The 19,424-nt window shown below is 51.8% G+C and carries 17 protein-coding genes; 15 read left to right on the top strand and 2 right to left on the bottom strand.

Translation table 11 applies throughout. The features are described 5' to 3' along the window. The first annotated feature begins 220 nt into the window (after positions 1-220). The 4 genes from DBY90_RS06525 (at position 221) to DBY90_RS06510 (ending at position 3,141) form a co-directional block, all read left to right on the top strand. Positions 221-1,357: an AcaB family transcriptional regulator gene (locus DBY90_RS06525; protein ID WP_107986854.1), complete on the top strand. Its 1,137-nt coding sequence runs from the start codon at positions 221-223 to the stop codon at positions 1,355-1,357. A gap of 354 nt (positions 1,358-1,711) precedes the next feature. Then, positions 1,712-2,263: a hypothetical protein gene (locus DBY90_RS06520; RefSeq protein ID WP_107986852.1), complete on the top strand. Its 552-nt coding sequence runs from the start codon at positions 1,712-1,714 to the stop codon at positions 2,261-2,263. A 128-nt stretch (positions 2,264-2,391) separates the two neighbouring features. Further along, positions 2,392-2,634 (top strand): hypothetical protein, encoded by a 243-nt coding sequence (locus tag DBY90_RS06515; protein ID WP_107986850.1) that lies wholly within the window; start codon positions 2,392-2,394, stop codon positions 2,632-2,634. Positions 2,635-2,664: 30 nt separating this feature from the next. Beyond that, the gene (locus DBY90_RS06510) at positions 2,665-3,141 is read left to right on the top strand and encodes a hypothetical protein (RefSeq protein WP_107986848.1); all 477 of its coding nucleotides are present in this window, start codon (positions 2,665-2,667) and stop codon (positions 3,139-3,141) included. 43 nt (positions 3,142-3,184) lie between these two features. On the opposite strand, the gene DBY90_RS06505 is transcribed toward DBY90_RS06510, so the two are convergent. Continuing rightward, positions 3,185-3,946, bottom strand: a complete 762-nt coding sequence (locus DBY90_RS06505) for a DUF7830 domain-containing protein (RefSeq protein WP_107986846.1) — start codon at positions 3,944-3,946, stop codon at positions 3,185-3,187. Between the two features lie 539 nt (positions 3,947-4,485). On the opposite strand from DBY90_RS06505, the gene DBY90_RS06500 reads away from it, so the two are divergent. The 11 genes from DBY90_RS06500 (at position 4,486) to DBY90_RS06450 (ending at position 19,154) form a co-directional block, all read left to right on the top strand. After that, complete coding sequence (locus DBY90_RS06500) at positions 4,486-4,902, top strand: single-stranded DNA-binding protein (RefSeq protein WP_185952195.1); 417 nt, start codon at positions 4,486-4,488, stop codon at positions 4,900-4,902. A 65-nt stretch (positions 4,903-4,967) separates the two neighbouring features. Continuing rightward, a complete protein-coding gene (locus DBY90_RS06495; protein WP_107986842.1) occupies positions 4,968-7,475 on the top strand; it encodes a TraC family protein in 2,508 nt (835 codons plus the stop codon). Between the two features lie 15 nt (positions 7,476-7,490). After that, on the top strand, positions 7,491-7,853 hold the full coding sequence (locus tag DBY90_RS06490; protein WP_107986840.1) for a hypothetical protein: 363 nt from the start codon (positions 7,491-7,493) through the stop codon (positions 7,851-7,853). Continuing rightward, complete coding sequence (locus tag DBY90_RS06485; RefSeq protein ID WP_107986838.1) at positions 7,850-8,380, top strand: hypothetical protein; 531 nt, start codon at positions 7,850-7,852, stop codon at positions 8,378-8,380. Before DBY90_RS06490 ends, DBY90_RS06485 begins: the two co-directional genes overlap by 4 nt. Further along, positions 8,380-8,901 carry a signal peptidase I gene (gene lepB / locus DBY90_RS06480; RefSeq protein WP_107986836.1) on the top strand — a complete coding sequence of 174 codons (522 nt, stop codon included), beginning with the start codon at positions 8,380-8,382 and terminating at the stop codon, positions 8,899-8,901. Before DBY90_RS06485 ends, lepB begins: the two co-directional genes overlap by 1 nt. Continuing rightward, on the top strand, positions 8,834-9,922 hold the full coding sequence (locus DBY90_RS06475) for a TrbC family F-type conjugative pilus assembly protein (RefSeq protein ID WP_185952194.1): 1,089 nt from the start codon (positions 8,834-8,836) through the stop codon (positions 9,920-9,922). The genes lepB and DBY90_RS06475 overlap by 68 nt, the downstream gene beginning before the upstream one ends. A gap of 9 nt (positions 9,923-9,931) precedes the next feature. Beyond that, positions 9,932-11,080 (top strand): TraU family protein, encoded by a 1,149-nt coding sequence (locus tag DBY90_RS06470; protein ID WP_107986832.1) that lies wholly within the window; start codon positions 9,932-9,934, stop codon positions 11,078-11,080. 10 nt (positions 11,081-11,090) lie between these two features. After that, entirely contained in the window at positions 11,091-12,125 is a 1,035-nt protein-coding gene (locus tag DBY90_RS06465; RefSeq protein ID WP_107986830.1) for a tetratricopeptide repeat protein, read from the top strand. A 12-nt stretch (positions 12,126-12,137) separates the two neighbouring features. Next, positions 12,138-13,133, top strand: coding sequence for a conjugal transfer protein TraF (traF, locus tag DBY90_RS06460; protein ID WP_107986828.1), 996 nt, complete (start codon positions 12,138-12,140; stop codon positions 13,131-13,133). A gap of 12 nt (positions 13,134-13,145) precedes the next feature. Then, positions 13,146-14,702 (top strand): conjugal transfer protein TraH, encoded by a 1,557-nt coding sequence (locus DBY90_RS06455; protein WP_107986826.1) that lies wholly within the window; start codon positions 13,146-13,148, stop codon positions 14,700-14,702. 12 nt (positions 14,703-14,714) lie between these two features. After that, positions 14,715-19,154, top strand: coding sequence for a conjugal transfer protein TraG N-terminal domain-containing protein (locus DBY90_RS06450; RefSeq protein WP_107986824.1), 4,440 nt, complete (start codon positions 14,715-14,717; stop codon positions 19,152-19,154). A 48-nt stretch (positions 19,155-19,202) separates the two neighbouring features. Here DBY90_RS06450 and DBY90_RS06445 read toward each other — a convergent pair whose 3' ends face one another. Then, positions 19,203-19,421 carry a hypothetical protein gene (locus tag DBY90_RS06445; protein ID WP_185952193.1) on the bottom strand — a complete coding sequence of 73 codons (219 nt, stop codon included), beginning with the start codon at positions 19,419-19,421 and terminating at the stop codon, positions 19,203-19,205. Positions 19,422-19,424: the final 3 nt, after the last annotated feature.

Here is a 19,424-nt window from a genome sequence, read left to right as displayed (position 1 = left end):
CGAATTTCTGAGTATGTCCCCCAGACACACCCAAACAACGAATTTCTGAGTGTGTCCCCCAGACACACCCAAACAACGAATTTCTGAGTGTGTCCCCCAGACACACCCAAACAACGAATTTCTGAGTGTGTCCCCCAGACACACCCAAACAACGAATTTAATTTCCGCAACTGGCTCAAAAATCCGACCAGTTTACCTACTTAGCCCGAGGAGCTTTTTCATGAGTGCAAAACACCGTATCGTTATTCCGCCTTTCGCCATTCAAACACCGCCAGAATGGTCTCAGAAAATACCGACGGTCAAACAGTCGTTCTTCTCCAACGGGTATGACTATAACGGCGAAGAAAAGCGGTTAGGCAATTTGTTTGGCGGTGTCCACCAGATCAATATTTTTAACGTTAAAAAGGATAATTCTGAATATGAGGCGGTGCGCCAATTCTCCAGTCACAGACAGTTGCTTCAAAAATATATCCGAGACAAACGTCTAGCCCCTCTTATGGGAGCTGATAGCATCAATCCATTTTTTAAAAATGCCGGTGCTACTTTGGAAGACATCGAAATTTTTATGAGCGCTGATTCCAAGTTTGACAGTATCGGCAAACTGCGTGATGTCCAGCAGGACTATGTGTTGCTGCATACCAAACAGGCGGTACGTGCATGGGAGGGGATGAATGATAAAAACCGTATCCGCGAACGCTGGCCGGGTATCCGTTATGTAATGGCATTGACGGCTGAACTGATTAAAATGACCCAAGACGGTAATCCGTTTGCCCATGCCGCACTAATCAAGTTCGAACACGAGTTGTCTCAGACTGCGGATTTTTTGAAGGCCGAAACCGATAAAATGCGTTTGTTGGTGGAACGGGTTAACACTTCCGGAATCCATATCGGTGTGGTTGAAAACGAGAAGCCGGTAAGCATTCCTGTCGGCCATATCCGTGGTTACGGTTTTAGCCTAATCCAACTGTTGACGGCATACGACATGTATATCCGTCTGGCCAAAACACTGATGCTGAAAGGTCTGTTGGAAAACTCGGTATGTAACAAAATCATCCGTGAGGGCGGTTCGCATATCAGAAGACTGAACCAAAATCTGTACTTGGTTACGATGAAAATGCGCAAGATTAAAAACCTTTCACGTCACGACTTCCTGAATGATGAAGACGGTTCGCTGGGCAAACGTCTGAAAACAGCGATTGATGAAAAAGCGGTTGATCCTATTCCACACAATGTGTTGATCTATGAAACCGTACCTCAATACATTTTCCTGCGCTGTCCGTTCTCGGCTGCCGATTTGGAAAAAATGACGGCTTATGCGGCGCAATACGGGCTTTTGGCTATCGGGGAAGAAGCATAAGAGTAAATTTTCTTCGGTGGAAAATTCGTGTAATTAAAGTCAACGTACTGAAAGGCTTTTAAGGGTAAGGGGTGAAGCTGCGGCAAAATGCTGTTCACACTGTGAACACCTGAAACCGATTACCGAGACTGTACATACTATGCAAACCCAAACAACGAATTTCTGAGTGTGTCCCCCAGACACACCTCAAAAATGAAAATCAGGGTGTTCACCCCCTGAACACCCACAGAAACATACAGCAGAGTGTATACCCCCTATACACCCTGTTTGCAGACACAGCATATGCGTTGCGGACATTTCCGTCATGGCAATATCGTGGGTTGATTGGAAATTATTAACTGGCAAGTGGATAGCATGAAACGACAAGATATAACTGCGGATACGCTATACGGGCGTTTCGGCAGTTTGAAACGTATTAAGGGCATTGATGCCGTAAATGGGCAAATCTGCCGTTTTGAAACAGAATGGCGCGAGCTGACCATGGATGCGAAGGTGTTTGTTGCAGAAGTCAAGGAAATGCGAGAACAGGGCATTTTGTTTCTAGGGGTTCGTTCCCGTAGGAACTACGGTATGGGTAAAAACCTACCGCATTATCCTCGGGACGAGTACCACATTCCCTATGTGTGCTTTTTGTATCGAGGGCAGAACCTCAACGAATGGGAACAGGTTTTCGAATTGCTGCAAAAAAAGAACTCATCGTTCGATGAAATCATGATTCACTTCCAAGTGCATTTTGCCATGAAGGACTATTTCCACCGTGCGGGGTTGTTAGTATTCAGGCTGAGGCAGCTGTACGACATGAAAGTGGAAATTGAGGCAGCGTTGGCTGTGAGCGGTTTTGAAAAAAAGATGCTGCCCGACAGGGTGCGTTACAACCCGATTGAAGAAGACCTGCCCGGATATTGAGGCAGAAACCGGAGGTGTTCAGGGCTGAACACTGACTGTGTACAGTATGCACACCTAACCGATTACCGAGACTGTTCACACTGTGAACACCTGAAATCAACAAGGAGTATGAAATAGATAATCTGCAAATGATGCAACAACACACTGGGAACCGGCAGACATTTAGATGGCTGGAAGAGGAAGCGGCCCGAAAGCAACTGTACCGGCCGGCGGCATTTCGTGATTTTGTGTACCGGTTTGCGGTTAAGTTGGGCAATATGTACCGGCAACTGGGGATCGAGCCCACAGCCGCCAATGTAGTCATGACGACTGAGGCATTCATATTGCAGTTAGATCCATCGGAACAAGATATTTGTATCTTGAAACAGTAATTAAGCCTTAGTGCCGAGAAGGAGTTGGAAGTGATTGTGGAATTATATAGCCATTATAGGGATGAACAGGATATTTGCTATTTGAAATCCGATTTGTCTGAAGCGGAAGCTAATATCCGTTGTGCGTACATTCAAATACTGCTGTGTGAACTTCCATGCGGTGATGAGAATCCTTTTAGTGCAAATGAAATGAAAGAACTGTTATTGGAATTGTATCCGGCAGAATTTATGGAATCTCAAAATCAAGGAAGAGCAGACTATTCCATGAACTTATACGAAAATTGGGAATATTGGTGTGCAGGACACGGAACTTTTGCCGACAGTACGGCCTATTTGGAAGTTTTAAACCGTATTGAAGCCGCTGTGGATGCCCGACCTGCCGTATTGTCGATGTTTATACGTCAAATAGAATCTTCTTGGCGGGATGACATAGCCAATAAAGACATTCTGCTTTCGGAATTAAAAAATAAGTTGTTGGAAGTACCGAGTTCAGACGGTCATGCGTAAAGGTAATGTTGCATGGTAAGCACGCAGACCGTCTGTCAGCTGGCTATTTTAGGTTTTCGTTTAAAATTTTCTCAACGTAGTCGATTAGTTTATCTGACATATGGGGTTGTAATTGAAGATAATCTGAACCAATCGATATTCGCTCGGCCTTAACCAGATTGTCCAGCCTTGGAATTTTTTGTTTTCCTGTCGGTGGTGTATAACATGCCACCCAAAACCCTGTCGGTCGAGAGTTTTCTATCCATAAAAGGTTGAAATCCTCTAGACTACTATCGAACCAGCAACGAGTCCATAAGGTACGGGTGTATTGCTTGAACACCTTTTTATCTTGTTGAGGGAAATCTGCCAGCGTGCATAATACATAGGGCAACTCATGTTCCTGCAAACCTTCGTATTCCCATATGCGCAACCGATTTGCTTCTTTCAACAAGTTTCCCAATTCGGATGGGGCGAGATTTTCGATTAAGTTTTTCCGAATAAATTCGTAATGTTGTTTCCAATTTTGTTTAAACTGTTTTTTCAGATACGAGGCTTGTTCAAGATTCGGTTTTGTCGGGAATTTGTTCAGATACGGTCTGGCATTTAGAACCTTGGAGGGACAGGGACCGCTTTTTTGCATATGGGCAAAGTGAGCGTGAGTATGGGATGTAGAGGCAGCCCTGATCTGCATATCCTGTTTACAGAAGCGGCAGCGTGGTCGTGGCCGTAAATCATGTACAGAGCCGATGATGCGCATTCCAAATTCTTTGATATATTCATCAGGAGTCATTGTGACATCCTTGTGAGGATGCAAAGCAGTTAGCATATTTGTTTCCTTTTTTGGTTGGTTATCGGGGTTGGAGCCATAACTATACCAAAAACGTCGGCAGACGCTAAACTGCTGACAACCGGGAAAGACCGGTATCAATTTCCGTACTGTGCAGGGTATGCACAGGCAATCAAACACCGTTCACACTATGAACAGCACCGGCAAGGCCGTCTGAAAGTTATTTTCAGACGGCCTTGCTGCCGCCGAAGGCAAAGGTGTTCAGTGGGGGGGACACCCCTGATGTTGTTCCTGGGAGTAAAACCTGTGGCAGCGATCGAGGTGTATACCCCCTATACACTCGCAGAAACGGATATGAGCCGGAGGCTTGTGTGTACTACGCTTCCTGTGGCAGGGTTACGCTTATTTCATTTGTTTTCAACCGTTTGGGTATTAAAATGGCCTTCTGTAAAATTTTCAAAATAAACTATTGACAAATAAAAAATGCGGGAGTAAATTTCACTCTACCCCCATCTCTATCGGTAGAGCTTCTGTTCTACCGTATTCAAAGCACAGGCAATCCGAAAGGAATGCCTGCTATGTCTATTGATCTGAAAATCCGAGGTAATCTCGGTCAAAATATTACCCTCAAAAAAATCCAACGTTCTGGCGGCGAAGAAGCCACTGTATTGAACTTTTCCATCGCCTCTACCGAATACCGTCCCGATAATTCGTCGGGCGAGCGCCGTTATGTCGCAGGCCATACAGAATGGGTCGAATGCGAATACTGGGAGCGCCGTGCCGAGCATTTGGCCGGTATTCTGGTCAAGGGTCTGCCGGTAACGATTACCGGCCGCGAAAGCATCGGTTCTTACGAGAAAGACGGTGTGGTTCACCGTACCCGTAAAATCCGCGTAGAAGACATCTACCTCAATCTGGATTCGACCCGCATCGAATCCGTCACCTTACGTCCACCCCGCCCGAACGATTCCGAAGCGGACGACGCGCCGTACTGATTCCCTGCTATACGGAATAAGGGCGGCCTTCTGCCGCCCCTGGCTACTCTCACTTTGGGGCAAACATGTCTAAACCCGATATTTTTGAAATCAACCGCAACCGCGACGGCGGCCGTCAGTTTGTCAGTCTGATTGCCGGCGACGATGCGGACGGAATTTTCTATTACGAAAACGAAAATGCGATTGCGACCATGGGGCTGTTCGATCCGCTTCCGGGCTGGAATGCGGAAATGGGCAATTCCTTTGACGAATTGCTGGAAATCCAATATCCGGCAGGCACGCTGATGTCTTTTCACAATTTCGGTATCCCCGATATTGACGAAGTAACCGGCCGTTACGAGGCGGAGCGCCTGGGAGCCTCCGGCGACGAATCGGTCGCTTTGGCCAAAGAAGCGGTAGCCGGACGTGCCGAATACCTCCGCTTGGGAACGAAACGCAAACTGCTGCATGCCAGCGATGCCAAAATCCTGCAACCGGTGTGTACTTGGACGCTCAAGATTCCGCTTAAAACCAAACGCCCTTTGGACGGCTCGGAAGAGGAATACCGGAAGTTTATGAAGGAATGTGAGGGTTTTAAACGGTTGTACAGCCAGTGTCTGAGCCAGTTGCGCTCGGCCGGTCTTAATATCCGATTGGCCGATCGTTCCGAGGCGATGGCGATTTTACGGCGCCCCTTTGATATGGACGGCAAATGGGACGGCGGAATTGATGAGGAAATGCCGTTGAATGTGCAGCTTTTCCCACCGGGAACATCGGTGGACTGGGGAGTATTCCGACAGGGAATGCTGCTCTGTAAAGGCTTTTCGCATGACGGTAAAAATCAAAACGTCGGCATTCTGACAATCGACCGTTATCCGACCCAAGAGAAGCCCTGGCATATGTCGCGCATGATCGATTTGATCGGTCATCCGAGCGGCAGCGGCCCGCAGCCGGGTATGCCGTATATGTTCCAGACCACGATTCATTTTCCAAATCAGGATAAAAAGCGCAGCAAGGTCAGCTCCAACCACCTGATGACGGAACGGGCAGCCAAAGTACCGGGAGCATTGAATATTTCCCCTCGGCTGCGCCGCCGTCTCGCAGGTTTCAAAATGATACAGGAAGAAACCACTAAAGGTGGGCAGATGGTCGAGGTCTGCACGACGTATTCGCTGTTCCATCATTCCCGCCGGCAGATCCGTGAAAGTTTGGCACGCATGGCGGCATATTTTCGCAGTAACGGCTTTCTTATGCGTCAAGAACGGCTGTTACCGGCAGTCAGCTTCTTCAATACGCTGCCGATGAACGCATCGCCAGAGAGCATCAAACGGACTTTCCGTTTTAAAACCATGCCGACCGCTCTGGCGGCACACCTGCTGCCAGTGATGGACGAATGGCGGGGTTTCGGCAATCGCAGCATGTTTACCACCCGTCGCGGCAAACCTTTCCGATTCGGTATTTTCGACTCGCAGAACTCAAACTACAACGGTCTGATCTTGGGCCAGTCCGGCCAGGGTAAATCGGTACTATCTCAGCGCATGATTCAGGACGAACTGTCGCTGGGAACCAAGGTTTGGACCATCGACCGGGGTATGAGTTATGTGGCGGCGGCACAAATTGCGGGCGCACAGGTTATCGACTTTCATCCGAACTCCGACATCTGCCTGAATCCGTTTACCCGTATCAGCGACATCGAGCGTGAGATGGAAATCTTGATTCCGATTTTCGGGAAGATGGCCAAACCGACCGAAGGTTTGGACGATTTGGAAAGCGCCTTGCTGATGGAAGCGATCCAGTCGGTATTTACGGCCAAAGCCAATGATGCCGAAGTAACTGACGTGATTCAGTATTTACAGGCACAAAGCGGCCATATGAGCGGAAAACAACATGAGTTGGCCATGCTGCTGATGCCTTTCGGCTCGACCGGCAGCATGGGGCGTTGGTTCCGGGGTAAAAACAACCTGCGGACCGAGGCGGACTGGACGGTGCTGGAAATGTCGGGACTGGCGACCAACCGCCATCTGCACGATGTGGTGCTGATGATGACGGCAACTGGCATCAGTCAGGAAATGTTTATTAAACATGACGGTCGCAAACGGCTGTTGTGGCTGGAAGAGTGCGGTGACTTGCTGAAGGATGCGCCGTTCGCGCAATGGACAGGGCAGTTGTGTTCCAAAGTCCGTAAAGAAGATGGCGGAGTATGGGTAGTCGGCCAAACCTTCAACCAAGTATTCGCCACCAAATTTGGTTACGACATCATGGGTTCAACCTACACCAAATTCATGTTCCGTCAGACCGGCGATTCGTTGGAACAGGCGACGCGGGAAGGCTGGTTCAAGCCCTCTCCCTATATTTCGAACCTGTTGCAGAAAATTCATACAGTCAAAGGCGAGTACGGCGAGTTCGTTTTGATTTCCGGCGAAGAGACGGCTGGTATTGTGCGGCTGATCGAAACCCCGTTCAACCGCGTACTGTTCAGTACCGAAGGGGCATTTTTTACCGATTTGAAAAACCGCATCCGTGCCGGTGAGAAAGTGGCAGACCTTATCCGCCGCGAAGCCTGGAACCGTTACGGCGACGGTACGTTTGACTAAAACAAGGATTATGCAATGAGTACGACATTCTCATTCGGCGATTTGGTGTATTACCGCGAAACACCAGAAATTACCGGCGTGGTGGTCGGTAGCGAGAACGATGGTTGGATTGATGTGGTTTTCGATATGGCGGAAGGACCGCTGACCGAACACTTCGAAGCCGGCAAACTGGTATTGCTCCAAAGCCGCGAGCAGAGCCGTCTCGATACAGCACGCTGTGACTGGCTGGATGAAAAATTCGAACATTACGATTGGGAACAGGTAGCCCACTATTACTGGGATGGAACGGCCCGTCAAACCATTGACGGCCTGATGGTCGAGGCCGCCCGTTACGAAGGCAAAACGGCACAAACGGAATCTGAAAAGGAGCAGGCATGAGCAGCAAAACCAAAACAGACAATCAGCAGGAAACAACCGTCCGTCCCGATGCGGCCGACAACGGTTCCGGCAGCCTGCTGGCCTTGGGATTGGCGGCGGTGGCACTAATGCTGGCCGGCTACAACTTTTACCAATCGTCGTTCGGCCTTATGGCCAAACCTGCCGCAGGATTTTATGTAGTCGACAGCGACCGCTTGGCGGCGTCTTACCTGACACAGGCAATGAGCAGGTCGCAAAACCAAGACCCTGACGAGGTGCGCCGGATGCTGACGCAGAATCTTGAGCAGGTGCAGGAGAAACTCAGCCAGATGTCCGATGACGGCATGATTATCGTCCAACGCTCGGCCGTCGTAACCTACCCTAAAGGGGCGGACATTACCGAGCGGGTGGCGCAGGAACTCGGCATTACGCTGATTGCACCGCAAACAGGTGTTTCTCCCGATGCCGTGCTGCCGCCGACTTCCCTGCCTCAAGACGGCGGCTTGCCGGCAACCGGTACGGCAGGTGGCGGAGCGGAGTTGGACTGATGAAAGTGTTGGGGAAAGAGCTAACCCGGAACGACTGGCTGCGCGGCCTGTGGGCGGTGCCGTTGGTTTTGGCGGTCAAGCTCGCCTCGGTCGGCATTACCGAGCGTTACGGCATCATGCTGGAGCGCACGATTTCCGGCTGCCTGCCGTGGTCGGTCTATCTTTGGGATAAAACAGAAGCCGTCGGACAGTTGGAGCGTTACGATTTGGTGCTGTTCCCGGCCAAAAACATGCAACCGGTACTGGCAGACGGCGAGACGGTCGGTAAGCTGGTTGCGGGACTGCCCGGAGACATGGTGACGATCAAAAACGGCAATCTGTACATCAATGGCAAATTTTTGGGCGATGTGCGTTACGTTGCCAGCAAGTGGAACAAACCTCTGACGGCATGGGATACCGAATACCGTCTAGGAAAGGATGAAGTTTTCGTATATGGAACGGAAAAACACTCGTATGACTCCCGTTACTGGGGTCCGTATCCTGTCAGCGCTTTGGCTGGCCGCCTACGCGTTCTGTTTTGAGGCAAAAGCCGATGATGCGGCATTTTTAAGCGACCTGATCCGGCAGCAGAAAGCACGCAGTGTGCAGTTTACAAAAGAGGCCGAGCAACTGACGGCGGGGAGCCGCCGTCTGCCGACCGGACAGAATCCGACCATGGAGGAATTACAGCACACGCGTACAGTGGTCTTTTTAAGCCGTTCCATGCCGGAACAAATTGTGCTGGGTCTGTTGGAACAGGGGGCCGGACGTAAAGACGTGGTGTTTGCTTATCGTGGTTGGGGGAACGGCAGTGTGGAGGAAATGTTCGATTATACCGACACCCTCTATAAAAAACTGTCGCAGCGTGCCAAGAAAAACCTGCCGAATATCATCGTGCAGCCGGCTGCATTTGCCGAATACCAGATAACCTACGTTCCGGCACTGGTGCATCAAGACACCGACAACAAATGGTATCTGGTGCAGGGTGTACAAAACATCAACGCCTCGGTCAATGCAGTCAAAAAGCGCAGTTTCAACCAACGCCTGAGCCAGCAGTGGCGAGTGAGCGAACCTGATCAGGCAGACGTTATGCGCCGACAGGCACAAAAGCGCGACTGGAACAAGGAAGCGGCACAAGCCAGTCAGGATGCACAGGCAGCTTTGGCAGGCCGTCTGAACCTGCCGGCAGCCACTGAGCGCAAAATTACCCGCCTGATTCCTTATCAGACGGCTGCTTTCGACATTCGCGATCCGAAGACCGGCAAGGTTCTATATCCGCGCGGAACACGTTTCAATGTTTTGGCCTTGGATCCGGCCGGCGTGCGCGGTTTGGTGGTCATCGACGGCCGCAATGCCTGGCAGGTACGTTTCGCCCAAGCCATGAAGAAATACCATCCTGATCTGGTGGTGCTGTACACACGATTAGGTCGTTTGGGCGGGGCGGAGCTAAATGCCGCTCCGTTGAACGACAGAACCCGTAAGCTGTTGCAGGTCAAAGCCGTACCGACCTATTACCGTCAGAACGGCAAGCATTTCGATGTCGTCGAAGTGAAAAATCCGTAGGAGTTTGTCATGTTGAAAAAAATGCTTGCCACTCTGCTTTTTTGTACCGCAGCCGGTTTTGCTTCAGCTAATAGTTGTTCCAATGCCGGTATGGGCGCAATCACCGACTTCTGCTTTGATTCTGCTTTCCCTTTACGCATCATGGGCAACACCGTTATTTCCGGTAGCGACGTACCCAATCCACCGCACGCGACCAATAAGAGTATCTGTAAATGTGGCAAAGAACCGTATGTCCGCTACGGCTATACGCGCGGTATGTGGCTGCCTACCCGCTTGGTCGAAGTCGTGCGCAATCCTTCCTGCTCGCCTGTTTACGGCGACAAAGTCGGACAGGTTCTGAAACAGATGTCCCGTGTTGGCGGACTGACCGGCGAGGTTTCCGCCAACGGCGGTAGCGTCGGCCAAGGAAAATATGATACTGGTTTCTATCACTACCACAGCTGGGAATTCCCGCTGTACAACATTTACGGCTGGACACCACGCTGTTTTTATCGCGGCTCTTTCGAGAGTTCGGTATTGCAGCCTACTTGGTCGAAAAGCGACGTGGTATGGAGCAACCTGCTCTATCCGGAGTGGATGGCCATCGGCAGTGTAGTCAACAATCCCCTGTTCGATATGTCGGCGCATACTGCCTCCTGTGTGGCCAATACCACCGGAGTCGGTTGGGGTTATGCCGACGATACCGCTTTTTGGTTGGGCGGCTGCATGGGGAATAACCTTCCGGCCGTCGGTTCGCTGTCGGCCGAGCGCGACAGCACCGTCGCCACCTCGACGATTCTAAACCGGTCCATCATGGTATCCAACCGCACTGGCGGTTTTGCCAGCATGAGTACCGTCGGCGACAACGCATTGTGTTCTCCGATACCTGCTCCTTATCCGCGCAAATCCGAATTTAAGTCCACCATGCTGTATCCGTACAGCGAATCTTCTTCCGGTTCGGCTTCCGGCAGTGCCGCGGGTTTGAATTTGGGGGCAGCCGTCAAGCAAGGCGCGGGAGAGGTGGCGAGCTTTTTGAACATTACCAGTCGTTGTGCCCATCGTCTCGGTGCCAGCAGCCTGCGTTGGGGTATGGGCCGCAGCGAGAAAGGTACGAAAACCGGTGACGAAGATGCAGTTTACCTGTTGTGGCGTTGGGTGGACTGCTGTGAATTTGATTGAGGAGTGAGAGATGAATACCGTTAAAACCGCTGCCGTCTGTCTGACTCTGTTGACCGCTCTGAATGCGGCGGCACAGGACGGCAAACAGGAAATGGACAGAAAAGTTTTCGGTGAAGAGCGCCGCAGTATCGGTAAGCCGGCTGCCAAAGCACCGGCAGAGAAAAAAGCGGACAGCACTGCCCCGAAAACCGGTTACAAGCGTAAACCAAGCGAACAGGAGGCGGCACGACAACTGTACGAACGCTTTACCCACGGCGACAACCTATATGCAGCCAAGCTGAGGGATGCGGCCAACGGAGGCAACCGTTGGGCTTCGCTGTATTACGGCTACCTGGCCGAAACCGGCAAACTGTCCGGCCGTCAGGATATGCAACTGGCACTGCGTTCCTATCAAAAAGCAGTTAAGAATCCCGACGGCAGTCTGACCGGCAACCATTTGGCCGCCTACAACCTCGGTTTGGCCTACTACTACGGCAAGGGTGTGGCGGCGGACAGCCGCAACGCATTGAAATGGTTTCTGACCGCGATACAGGCATACCGCGAAAGCAAAGGCCGCAACGCCGTGTTTTGGCCGGCCGAATACCATGCCGGCCTGATTAAGGAAGCAGCTGCCAAAACCGCACCGGCGCAGCTGGCCGAGGCGCGCAGCCATTATGCCAATGCCGCCCGGATGCGCGACCCGAACGCGCTTTACCGTTACGGCCTGCTGATTGCCACTGAAAACCAGCCTGCGGCGCTTCCCTACTACAACCGTGCTGCCGACCGCTGGCACAGCGGCGCGATGGTGGCTTTGGCACGCTATTACGGCAAAGGTGACAGCCTGCACAAAGCAAACCGTCTCGAAGCTGCACGCTGGTTGCAAATCGCGGCGGCAACCGACAAACGGTACGCATCTTATGCCAAACGCGCCATGAACAGCCTGAAGCCGGACGAGCAGAAGCGGGTCGGCAGTTCCGTCACCATGTGGCTGCAACGCCGGGGCATCCGCCCTGCTCCGTTCGACTACGCCGCCCCGCTGTTTGAAGACCCTGCCACCATACGATAGAGGCCGAATACGATGAAAAACTGGAAAACAAAAACCGCCGCCGGTCTGATGCTGGCCGCTTTGGTCGGTGCGGGTTGGAGCATGCAGGCACTGGCAGAGGGTTCCGCCTTCGGCAAGGCTATCGACGACGGCTACTTCTGGTACAAGGACAGACCTGCCGCTAAACCCAAACCTAAGTCCAAAGGAGAGCCCAAACCGGAAGCTGTGCCGGCTCCGAAGCCGTATGAAAAACAAGAAGCACCCAAGACCGAAAAAAAGGCTGAGTTCGGCTCCGCCACCTGGATACGCGACAAACAGAAAGAGTTGCTCGAGCTGGCGATTTCCAATCCGACCGAAGAGAACGTCCGCGCCTATCTATACGTCAACCGGCTGATGCTCGATAAGGCCGACGAATTTGCCCGTATGAGCAAAAAAGTCACCGATGCCGACCCGATGTTGTCAGAATCGGTGCGCGTACCGATTTCCGCCTTGGCACGCCAACAGGTACTGTGGCAGATCGACCAGGCCAAAGAAGGCATCATCAAGGATTTGAGCCGCAAAGCTGGTATTTGGATGTTTTTCGACAGCAGTTGCGCCTTTTGCCAAAGCCAGTACCAAGTCACCAAGATGCTGGAAAAGAAATACAACATGCAGGTGCGCTATATCAGTACCGACGGCGGTGTCATCAACGGCATGAAACCCGCGCAAATCCGTTATGACCGTGGCGGACAACGCGCACGCAGCATGGGCATCCAACTGACACCTGCAACCATTTTGGTTGCCCCGCCCGACCGCGTGGCCGTCGTCGCCCACGGCGCAATGAGTATGAGTGAATTGGAGCAAAAAATCGTCATGGCGGCCATCGACATGAATCTGGCTGATCCGAACCTGACCAACATCGCCAAACTGAACGAACGCGGAATGATCAGCAGCAAGGATCTGAATGCCGCTAAAACCAAGTTGGAAGACCCAGACAATATGGACGAAGTGGTCAAAATGCTGAACGGCATCATCAAAAACAAAATGTAGGAGACCCAAGTTATGTCGATTCTGAAAAACAAAGCCAAAAGCACTTACGCGACCATCAAAATCGGCGTAGTGGCCGCCTCACTGCTGTTTGCCGCCCTGCCTTCGACCGTTCAGGCCGACATCGCTTCCGGCATGGATGCGATGTGGACGACGACCTCTCCCGAATTGGGAGCTGTCAACGGAAACTACGGCGGTTCGCTTGGTGGTCTGAGTATGCGTTCGCCAGTGCGTTCGTTCAATATTCTGGCCTACGACCCGCCGCGCTTTTCGGCCGGATGCGGCGGTATTGATGCCTACTTTGGTTCGTTTTCCATGATCTCCGTGGACAATATGCGCAACATCATCCGCGCAATCATGGCCAACGGTACCGGATATGCCCTCAAAATCGCTTTGAACAATATGTGTCCGTCCTGCGAAAACATTATGAGCGGTCTGCACGACATGACTAGCAAGATTAACGGAGCAGCCAAAAATACCTGCCAAATCAGCAGTGCGATGGTTGAAGCGGCACGCGGCGACACTTCACAGATAAGTAGTATGCTCGGCGAAACCAAAGGCAGCTTCGAGGCGGCATGGGGCGCGGCCAAAGGTGTGGTTTCCGATTTTTCGGAAGCCCTGCAAAAGCGCAGCTATTCCGGTAAAAATGCCAATCGTCCCGATGATGCGGCTGAACAGTCTACCATTTACGGCAACAACATGATGAACACCCTAGCATCCGCAGGCGTATTCGGCAAAAACGGTCAGAGCGGAGGCGGTATCAATACCGAGCCTTACGGTGGCGACCAGAGCTACCTGCAACTGGCGATGAACCTGTACGGCACCACCATTGCGCTGACCGGAAGCAATGCCGCTTCCAGCACTTCCGGCGGCATGTTTGCTAAGGAATCCAAAGAAAAAGGCGATAAGGTGTATGAACCGATTTGGTCGTTCCGTGATTTGGTGTATGGCAGAGAGACCGGTGCGGCATTGGACGGCTACAAATGTTCCGATTTCAACATCAATAAGGCCGACAGCTGCCAAACTGTGACCATGGCTGAAACCGAGTTTCCCGGCGTGAAACGCTACATCATCAATATGATGGCCGGCAAACAGACCGCTTACGGCGACAGCAGCAGTATGGGTGACTCCGTCGTAACCGCTATCGCTTCCGATTCGATTATGGCGCACCTGGCTGACAATACCATCCCCCAAAGTAACAAGCAGATTGCCTTCGTTAATTCGATTCCGGAAGAAATCCGCAGCAAGTTGGCCGCAGCAGCCAAATCCGGTACGCGCCTGCAAACCCAGGCCGTCTCAGCATTTGCTGATGCATGGGCGGAGCAGATGGGCGCAGAACTGGTGATGGCCATGAACAAAAACATCGCCTCGGCCTACTCTGCCAATGTGACCCAAAACGGCAAGCACATCGTGCCGCTGAGTGACAGCCAAAAAACACAAATGGCAAAACTGGAGCAAGAAGCCAACAACCGCCTGGCCTTCAATGCGCGTTCCCAAACAATGCAGAACCTGTCGCAGATGCTGGATACCGCATTGGCGATTAAAAACGGATTGACCTCCGCAGCAAAATAAGGAAACCGTATCATGCCTTACCTGAAACGCCACCTTGCCCGCCTCAGTGCTGTTTTGGCTTTATTGGCGGCTTTCGTACCCGCCTATGCCGCCATTCCCGACAGCGAAATTCCCGGAAATGCCGATATTTCGACCATTTGGGTGGTCGGTGACATCGACATGGTTGCCCGTACCTTCAGTATGATTGCCATGCTGTTCAACAGCGATTCCGGCTCTATGGTCATCTCCGCCATTCAGCTGGCCATCCTGATTGCCATCACGCTAATGTGCCTGAGCGCGGCAACCTCGATGAAATTAGAGCCGTTCAAAACCATCCTGATGATCATCTTTTTGGCGTTCGCGATTATTCCGACTACGCCGGTATATGTTGCCTCCTATTACGACCAAGCATTGAACAGCAATGCCGGAGCGGTGCGTTTCCGTAAGGTGGACAACATCCCGGTTGGTGTGGCATGGACGTTGGGCTTGTTCAGTAAGTTGGGTAAGAGTTTTACCGAAGGCATCGACACGGCCAGTAGCGTAGTGCCCGATGTCAACTGGACGGGTACGGCAGCTGTCGAAGGGCCGGTAGCCGGCAATCTGTCGGTACACGGAACGCAGGGCTTTTTTAGTCCGCTGCGTACACTGATGCAGTTGCGCCGTCAGTTCAATACCCCTGAAAACGCCTTAATCATGACCAATATGGCCATTGCTACCCGCTCCTGCGGCTGGAATGTGCGTTGGAGCGACGTGAGTAAAGAAGGCTTCCTGCGCGTGCTGACCAGCGGACATCAAAGCGGTATGACACAGATTATGGTTCCCGATCCGGCTAGTGGCGGCAAGGCTATCCAAACTTCGATGAACTGTGCCGATGCCGGCAAAATCATCGCTGCCCAAGTATTGAGCCACACTACTCCGGCAACCGCGCAAAGCGCTTCGGCAGCTGCCAATCAGATTGTGGCTACCCGCAACATGAGTGGCAGCTCCGGTGTAACGTTAGACTCGTCTGCGCGTGCAGTCAAAATTCAGACCGAGTTGGATGAATTACCCGGTGCATTGGCGAACCAGGTCAGAGGCTCTTCTGGCAGCAATCCGCGACCGGCGGACGTATTGACGACGGCCTACGCTATGGCAAAGCAGAGCGGTACCCTGACACCAAATGCCCTGGCACAGTATTACAGTGCCGGCGTGCAGATTGATGCGGCTTCGATTCAGGCTTCGATGATTTTTAATCAAATCGCAAATCAGTGTATCGGCGCACAAGATGCCTCCTGTACCCAGGCCGCCGCCATGATGACGGATGCCATCGGTACTTCCGCCGTGGATGCCGCCGGTGAAGCGTCGATTTTTCAGACGCTGGCCGAAGGCTTCTTGAACCTGATGCTGTGCCTGTATATAGGGGTGACCCCGCTGATGGTATTCATGATAGTGATTCGCGGCTGGGCGGGTTTCAAACTGTTGGGCATGTACATCATGTTGGCGGCGTGGATTAACGCCTGGTTGCCGATTGACACCCTGATTGCCCATTTCATGCAGCAAAACCTGATGGACAACCTATACAAAGCTACCTTGGCCATTATGTACAGCGGTACGCCGAACGTGGTGCTGTCTCCGGGATTTACCGCCGGACTGTTCGACAGCATCCAAAAATCCATCCTAACCGGTTCATCGCTGATGGCCTATATACCGACCATTCTGTTCTTTATTTTGAGCGGTTCAGCCTATGGATTTGCGGCGATTGCCAACCGTGCCAACTTGGTTGGTCAAAATGCCATCAAGGAAGAACTGGAAGCGCCAGATCTCCATAAAACCAGCGTCATCGGTGCAGAGAGGATGATTCAGAATGCGACTCAATACGGCCCTGTGGAAAGCATGGAGGATTTGCAGTCCAACGCCTATGCAAACAGCCCAACTACTTTCAACCTCGCCATGACCGACAGTCAGACCGAAACGGCTAAGCGCGTACTGTCCGCACAGGCCAGTGCGTTGGGTACGACTGCAGAGCAGATGACGTTTGCCCATGTCGATTCAGACGGAGTAGCCACCTCTTCCGGCTGGGTCATCGACCAGGCAACCGGTCAGCAGGCTTCGGCGCGTTATGTGGAAGCGGGTACGCATGTGATGGCGGATTCAACTACGAAGGGAATAGGAGGAAAGGTATATGCGGGAGCTGATGCTTCATTAAAACTATCTACTCCGGGAGCAGAATTGCTAGGCTTTGGTGCATCTGCAAGTGCCAAAGCAGGAGGTATGGTTGAGCTTTCTGCAAATGGCCAAACTTCCGACACCAACAGCACCAGTACCGGTAGCGAGAAATCGGAGGATACGACGACCAGCAGCAGTGTAACCAACCGCAACGGTCTGACCATGACGGCGGCAAGCCTAGACTCGCAGACACTGCAACAGGTTCACAGCCAGACCCTTTCCGATTTGCGTTCCGATATGAGCAGCCTGGAAAATGCCGCCTCCCTGCAACAATCTGGCAGCAGTGCCACCAGCATCGACCAAAAAATGTTCAACGAAGTCATGATTAATGTCGACCGCGACAGTCAGGCCGCTGACATCCAGCGTAATGCGGCTATTACCGCTGCCGAGAAGTACAGCGGCAAAGTGGCTCAGACCATTATGGATGCAGGTCGTTTCGGCGGTAATGCCAATGGTGCACTGTTCGACAAATTGATGGCATTCAATGCCGGAGGCAGCGACGAGGAACGGTTAGCGGCCAATGCCGCCATGCGCGAAATCTTCACCCACAGTGATATGCAGGGTATCGAAACCCACAAAGCTATGCTGGAAGGCCGTATGGATATGCTGGAACATCAGAAGATGATGCAGGGACAGGCAGCGGCGCGTATCAACCAAGACGTCGACCCGCAGAACGCAGCTTCCGCCGGTAGTTTCCGTCAGGATTTGAATGTCGGCGAACGGCTGGGCGGTACCCGCAACCTCGGTCCGCAGGTCGGCGAAAAGGTCAACAGCATGGGCATGACCATCGCCGAGCAGCGTAAGGTTATTGAGGCCAACAATGCCATGAAAGTGGCTGCGATTGAGGAGAAGCAGGCGATTGAGAAGCAACTGCGCCAACGTAGTAGTCTAGAAAAAATTGCTGATGGTGCGGCATCTATTACTCATCTAACAGAAGAAAGTGGGGGGGGCTTACTGGGTAAAACAGCCGTATTTAGCGATACTGATGCTCTCAATAAACGCTATGCTGAACTGAACAAGATGTTGGACAACTACAATCCCAACGATTCCAGCAAAACTTTTAACGGCTCGTCGGTTGAAAGCATTATCGGCCGCAAACTGACTGCACCGACGGCAGATCAAATGCTGGATTACAGCGACCAAAATTATGCACCTTCCTCCAGTGGCCTGCACAAAACCTCGTTGAATGCACAGGACGGTGGCAGTTACCTGCCCACTGACCGTGAAGGACTGACTACATTGGCACACAACAAAGCCTTTGGTGGCGAAGCCAAAAACGGGGTGAAAACCCGGGAAGGTGTATTAGCGATGGCGCACGCAATGGAAAAACTGTTCGATACCGACAAACAGGATGTCCGCTTCAGTGCTTTCAACGACTCCTATCATGTCGATCACCGTCCAAACAGTACACATGTACGCGGTTTGGCACTTGATATGGTTTTAGATCAAGAAGGCAAAAGCACGCAGGCTTTGGGTACCGGCCATACCAGCTGGATGGCGGCAGAACATAAAATCCGTGACTTTATGCAGCAAAACGGATTCAGTGACAAAGACTATTATGTGGATTATGAGAAGAAAGGCGAAGGCGGTGCCACCGGTGACCACATCCACTTCAACTTTAAGAATCAGGCGGCTGCGGAGCGCTTCGAAAGGCTGGCCGAATCCGGTCAAGTACGCGGTCTGGGCGAAGTTACTTCAAGCAGTTCAACTACTGCATCCGCAGCACCGGACAATGCCGCGCCGATGTCAGCATTGCGCTCCCTCATCAGTAAAGGAGAAGGCGGTTACAATTCGGTCAATTTAGGAGAACGCTACGGACAGAGAGCCGCTACACGCAATTTGACCAGTATGACGGTAAACGAAATCATGGCCGCCCAACGAAAAAAGGAGTTTAATACCGTCGGCCGCTATCAGATGACTCCGCCCACCTTCGCCTCTGGTGTCAAAGCATTGGGGCTGTCCGGTAACGAAAAATTTACGCCGGAATTGCAGGAGCGTTTCTTCAGCGAATACCTGATTGGCAAAGCAGGCGGCGGTGCGGCTTTGGACTTTATTAAAGGCAAGCACAACGACCTTGATAAGGCGATGATAGCCATGGCTCAGGAATGGGCCTCCTTCCCTGTGCCGCACGCCATGAAAGGCCATGTGCAGCAGGTGGCTGCCGGCCAAAGCTATTATCACGGAGTGGGCAAAAACAAGGCCCATTTGAGCCTGAGTGATGTTCGGGCTGCGCTGCTACATGCCAAGAGTACGTTTGGTGGAGCATAAAAAAGAGCTGGCTAACCAGCCAGCTCTTTTTTAAAAAGTCATTCTAAATTAACCAAATATAAGTGCATAAACAGTAAAGAGAACGGGTACCATGAATATGCTTCCTACTATTAAAAATATAATTGCAGCAAAGTTTTTTGCAATTTTATTTTGGCGTTTATAGTATTGTGTTCCTTTAAAGGCATCAATCAACCGATCCATAGATTCACTATCCAACTGGGTCAAATCCACTTTGGTCAGGTCGATGTTCTGATTATTCTGTTTCATAGC

Source organism: Neisseria mucosa (genome assembly GCF_003044445.1).
GTDB lineage: Bacteria > Pseudomonadota > Gammaproteobacteria > Burkholderiales > Neisseriaceae > Neisseria > Neisseria mucosa_A.
This window is presented reverse-complemented; position numbering and strand designations above follow the sequence as displayed.

Coding starts and splice junctions, on each gene's coding strand:
- DBY90_RS06525 (WP_107986854.1), top strand. CDS start 221: ATGAGTGCAAAACACCGTATCGTTATTCCGCCTTTCGCCATTCAAACA.
- DBY90_RS06520 (WP_107986852.1), top strand. CDS start 1,712: ATGAAACGACAAGATATAACTGCGGATACGCTATACGGGCGTTTCGGC.
- DBY90_RS06515 (WP_107986850.1), top strand. CDS start 2,392: ATGATGCAACAACACACTGGGAACCGGCAGACATTTAGATGGCTGGAA.
- DBY90_RS06505 (WP_107986846.1), bottom strand. CDS start 3,946: ATGCTAACTGCTTTGCATCCTCACAAGGATGTCACAATGACTCCTGAT.
- DBY90_RS06500 (WP_185952195.1), top strand. CDS start 4,486: ATGTCTATTGATCTGAAAATCCGAGGTAATCTCGGTCAAAATATTACC.
- DBY90_RS06495 (WP_107986842.1), top strand. CDS start 4,968: ATGTCTAAACCCGATATTTTTGAAATCAACCGCAACCGCGACGGCGGC.
- DBY90_RS06490 (WP_107986840.1), top strand. CDS start 7,491: ATGAGTACGACATTCTCATTCGGCGATTTGGTGTATTACCGCGAAACA.
- DBY90_RS06485 (WP_107986838.1), top strand. CDS start 7,850: ATGAGCAGCAAAACCAAAACAGACAATCAGCAGGAAACAACCGTCCGT.
- lepB (WP_107986836.1), top strand. CDS start 8,380: ATGAAAGTGTTGGGGAAAGAGCTAACCCGGAACGACTGGCTGCGCGGC.
- DBY90_RS06475 (WP_185952194.1), top strand. CDS start 8,834: ATGACTCCCGTTACTGGGGTCCGTATCCTGTCAGCGCTTTGGCTGGCC.
- DBY90_RS06470 (WP_107986832.1), top strand. CDS start 9,932: ATGTTGAAAAAAATGCTTGCCACTCTGCTTTTTTGTACCGCAGCCGGT.
- DBY90_RS06465 (WP_107986830.1), top strand. CDS start 11,091: ATGAATACCGTTAAAACCGCTGCCGTCTGTCTGACTCTGTTGACCGCT.
- traF (WP_107986828.1), top strand. CDS start 12,138: ATGAAAAACTGGAAAACAAAAACCGCCGCCGGTCTGATGCTGGCCGCT.
- DBY90_RS06455 (WP_107986826.1), top strand. CDS start 13,146: ATGTCGATTCTGAAAAACAAAGCCAAAAGCACTTACGCGACCATCAAA.
- DBY90_RS06450 (WP_107986824.1), top strand. CDS start 14,715: ATGCCTTACCTGAAACGCCACCTTGCCCGCCTCAGTGCTGTTTTGGCT.
- DBY90_RS06445 (WP_185952193.1), bottom strand. CDS start 19,421: ATGAAACAGAATAATCAGAACATCGACCTGACCAAAGTGGATTTGACC.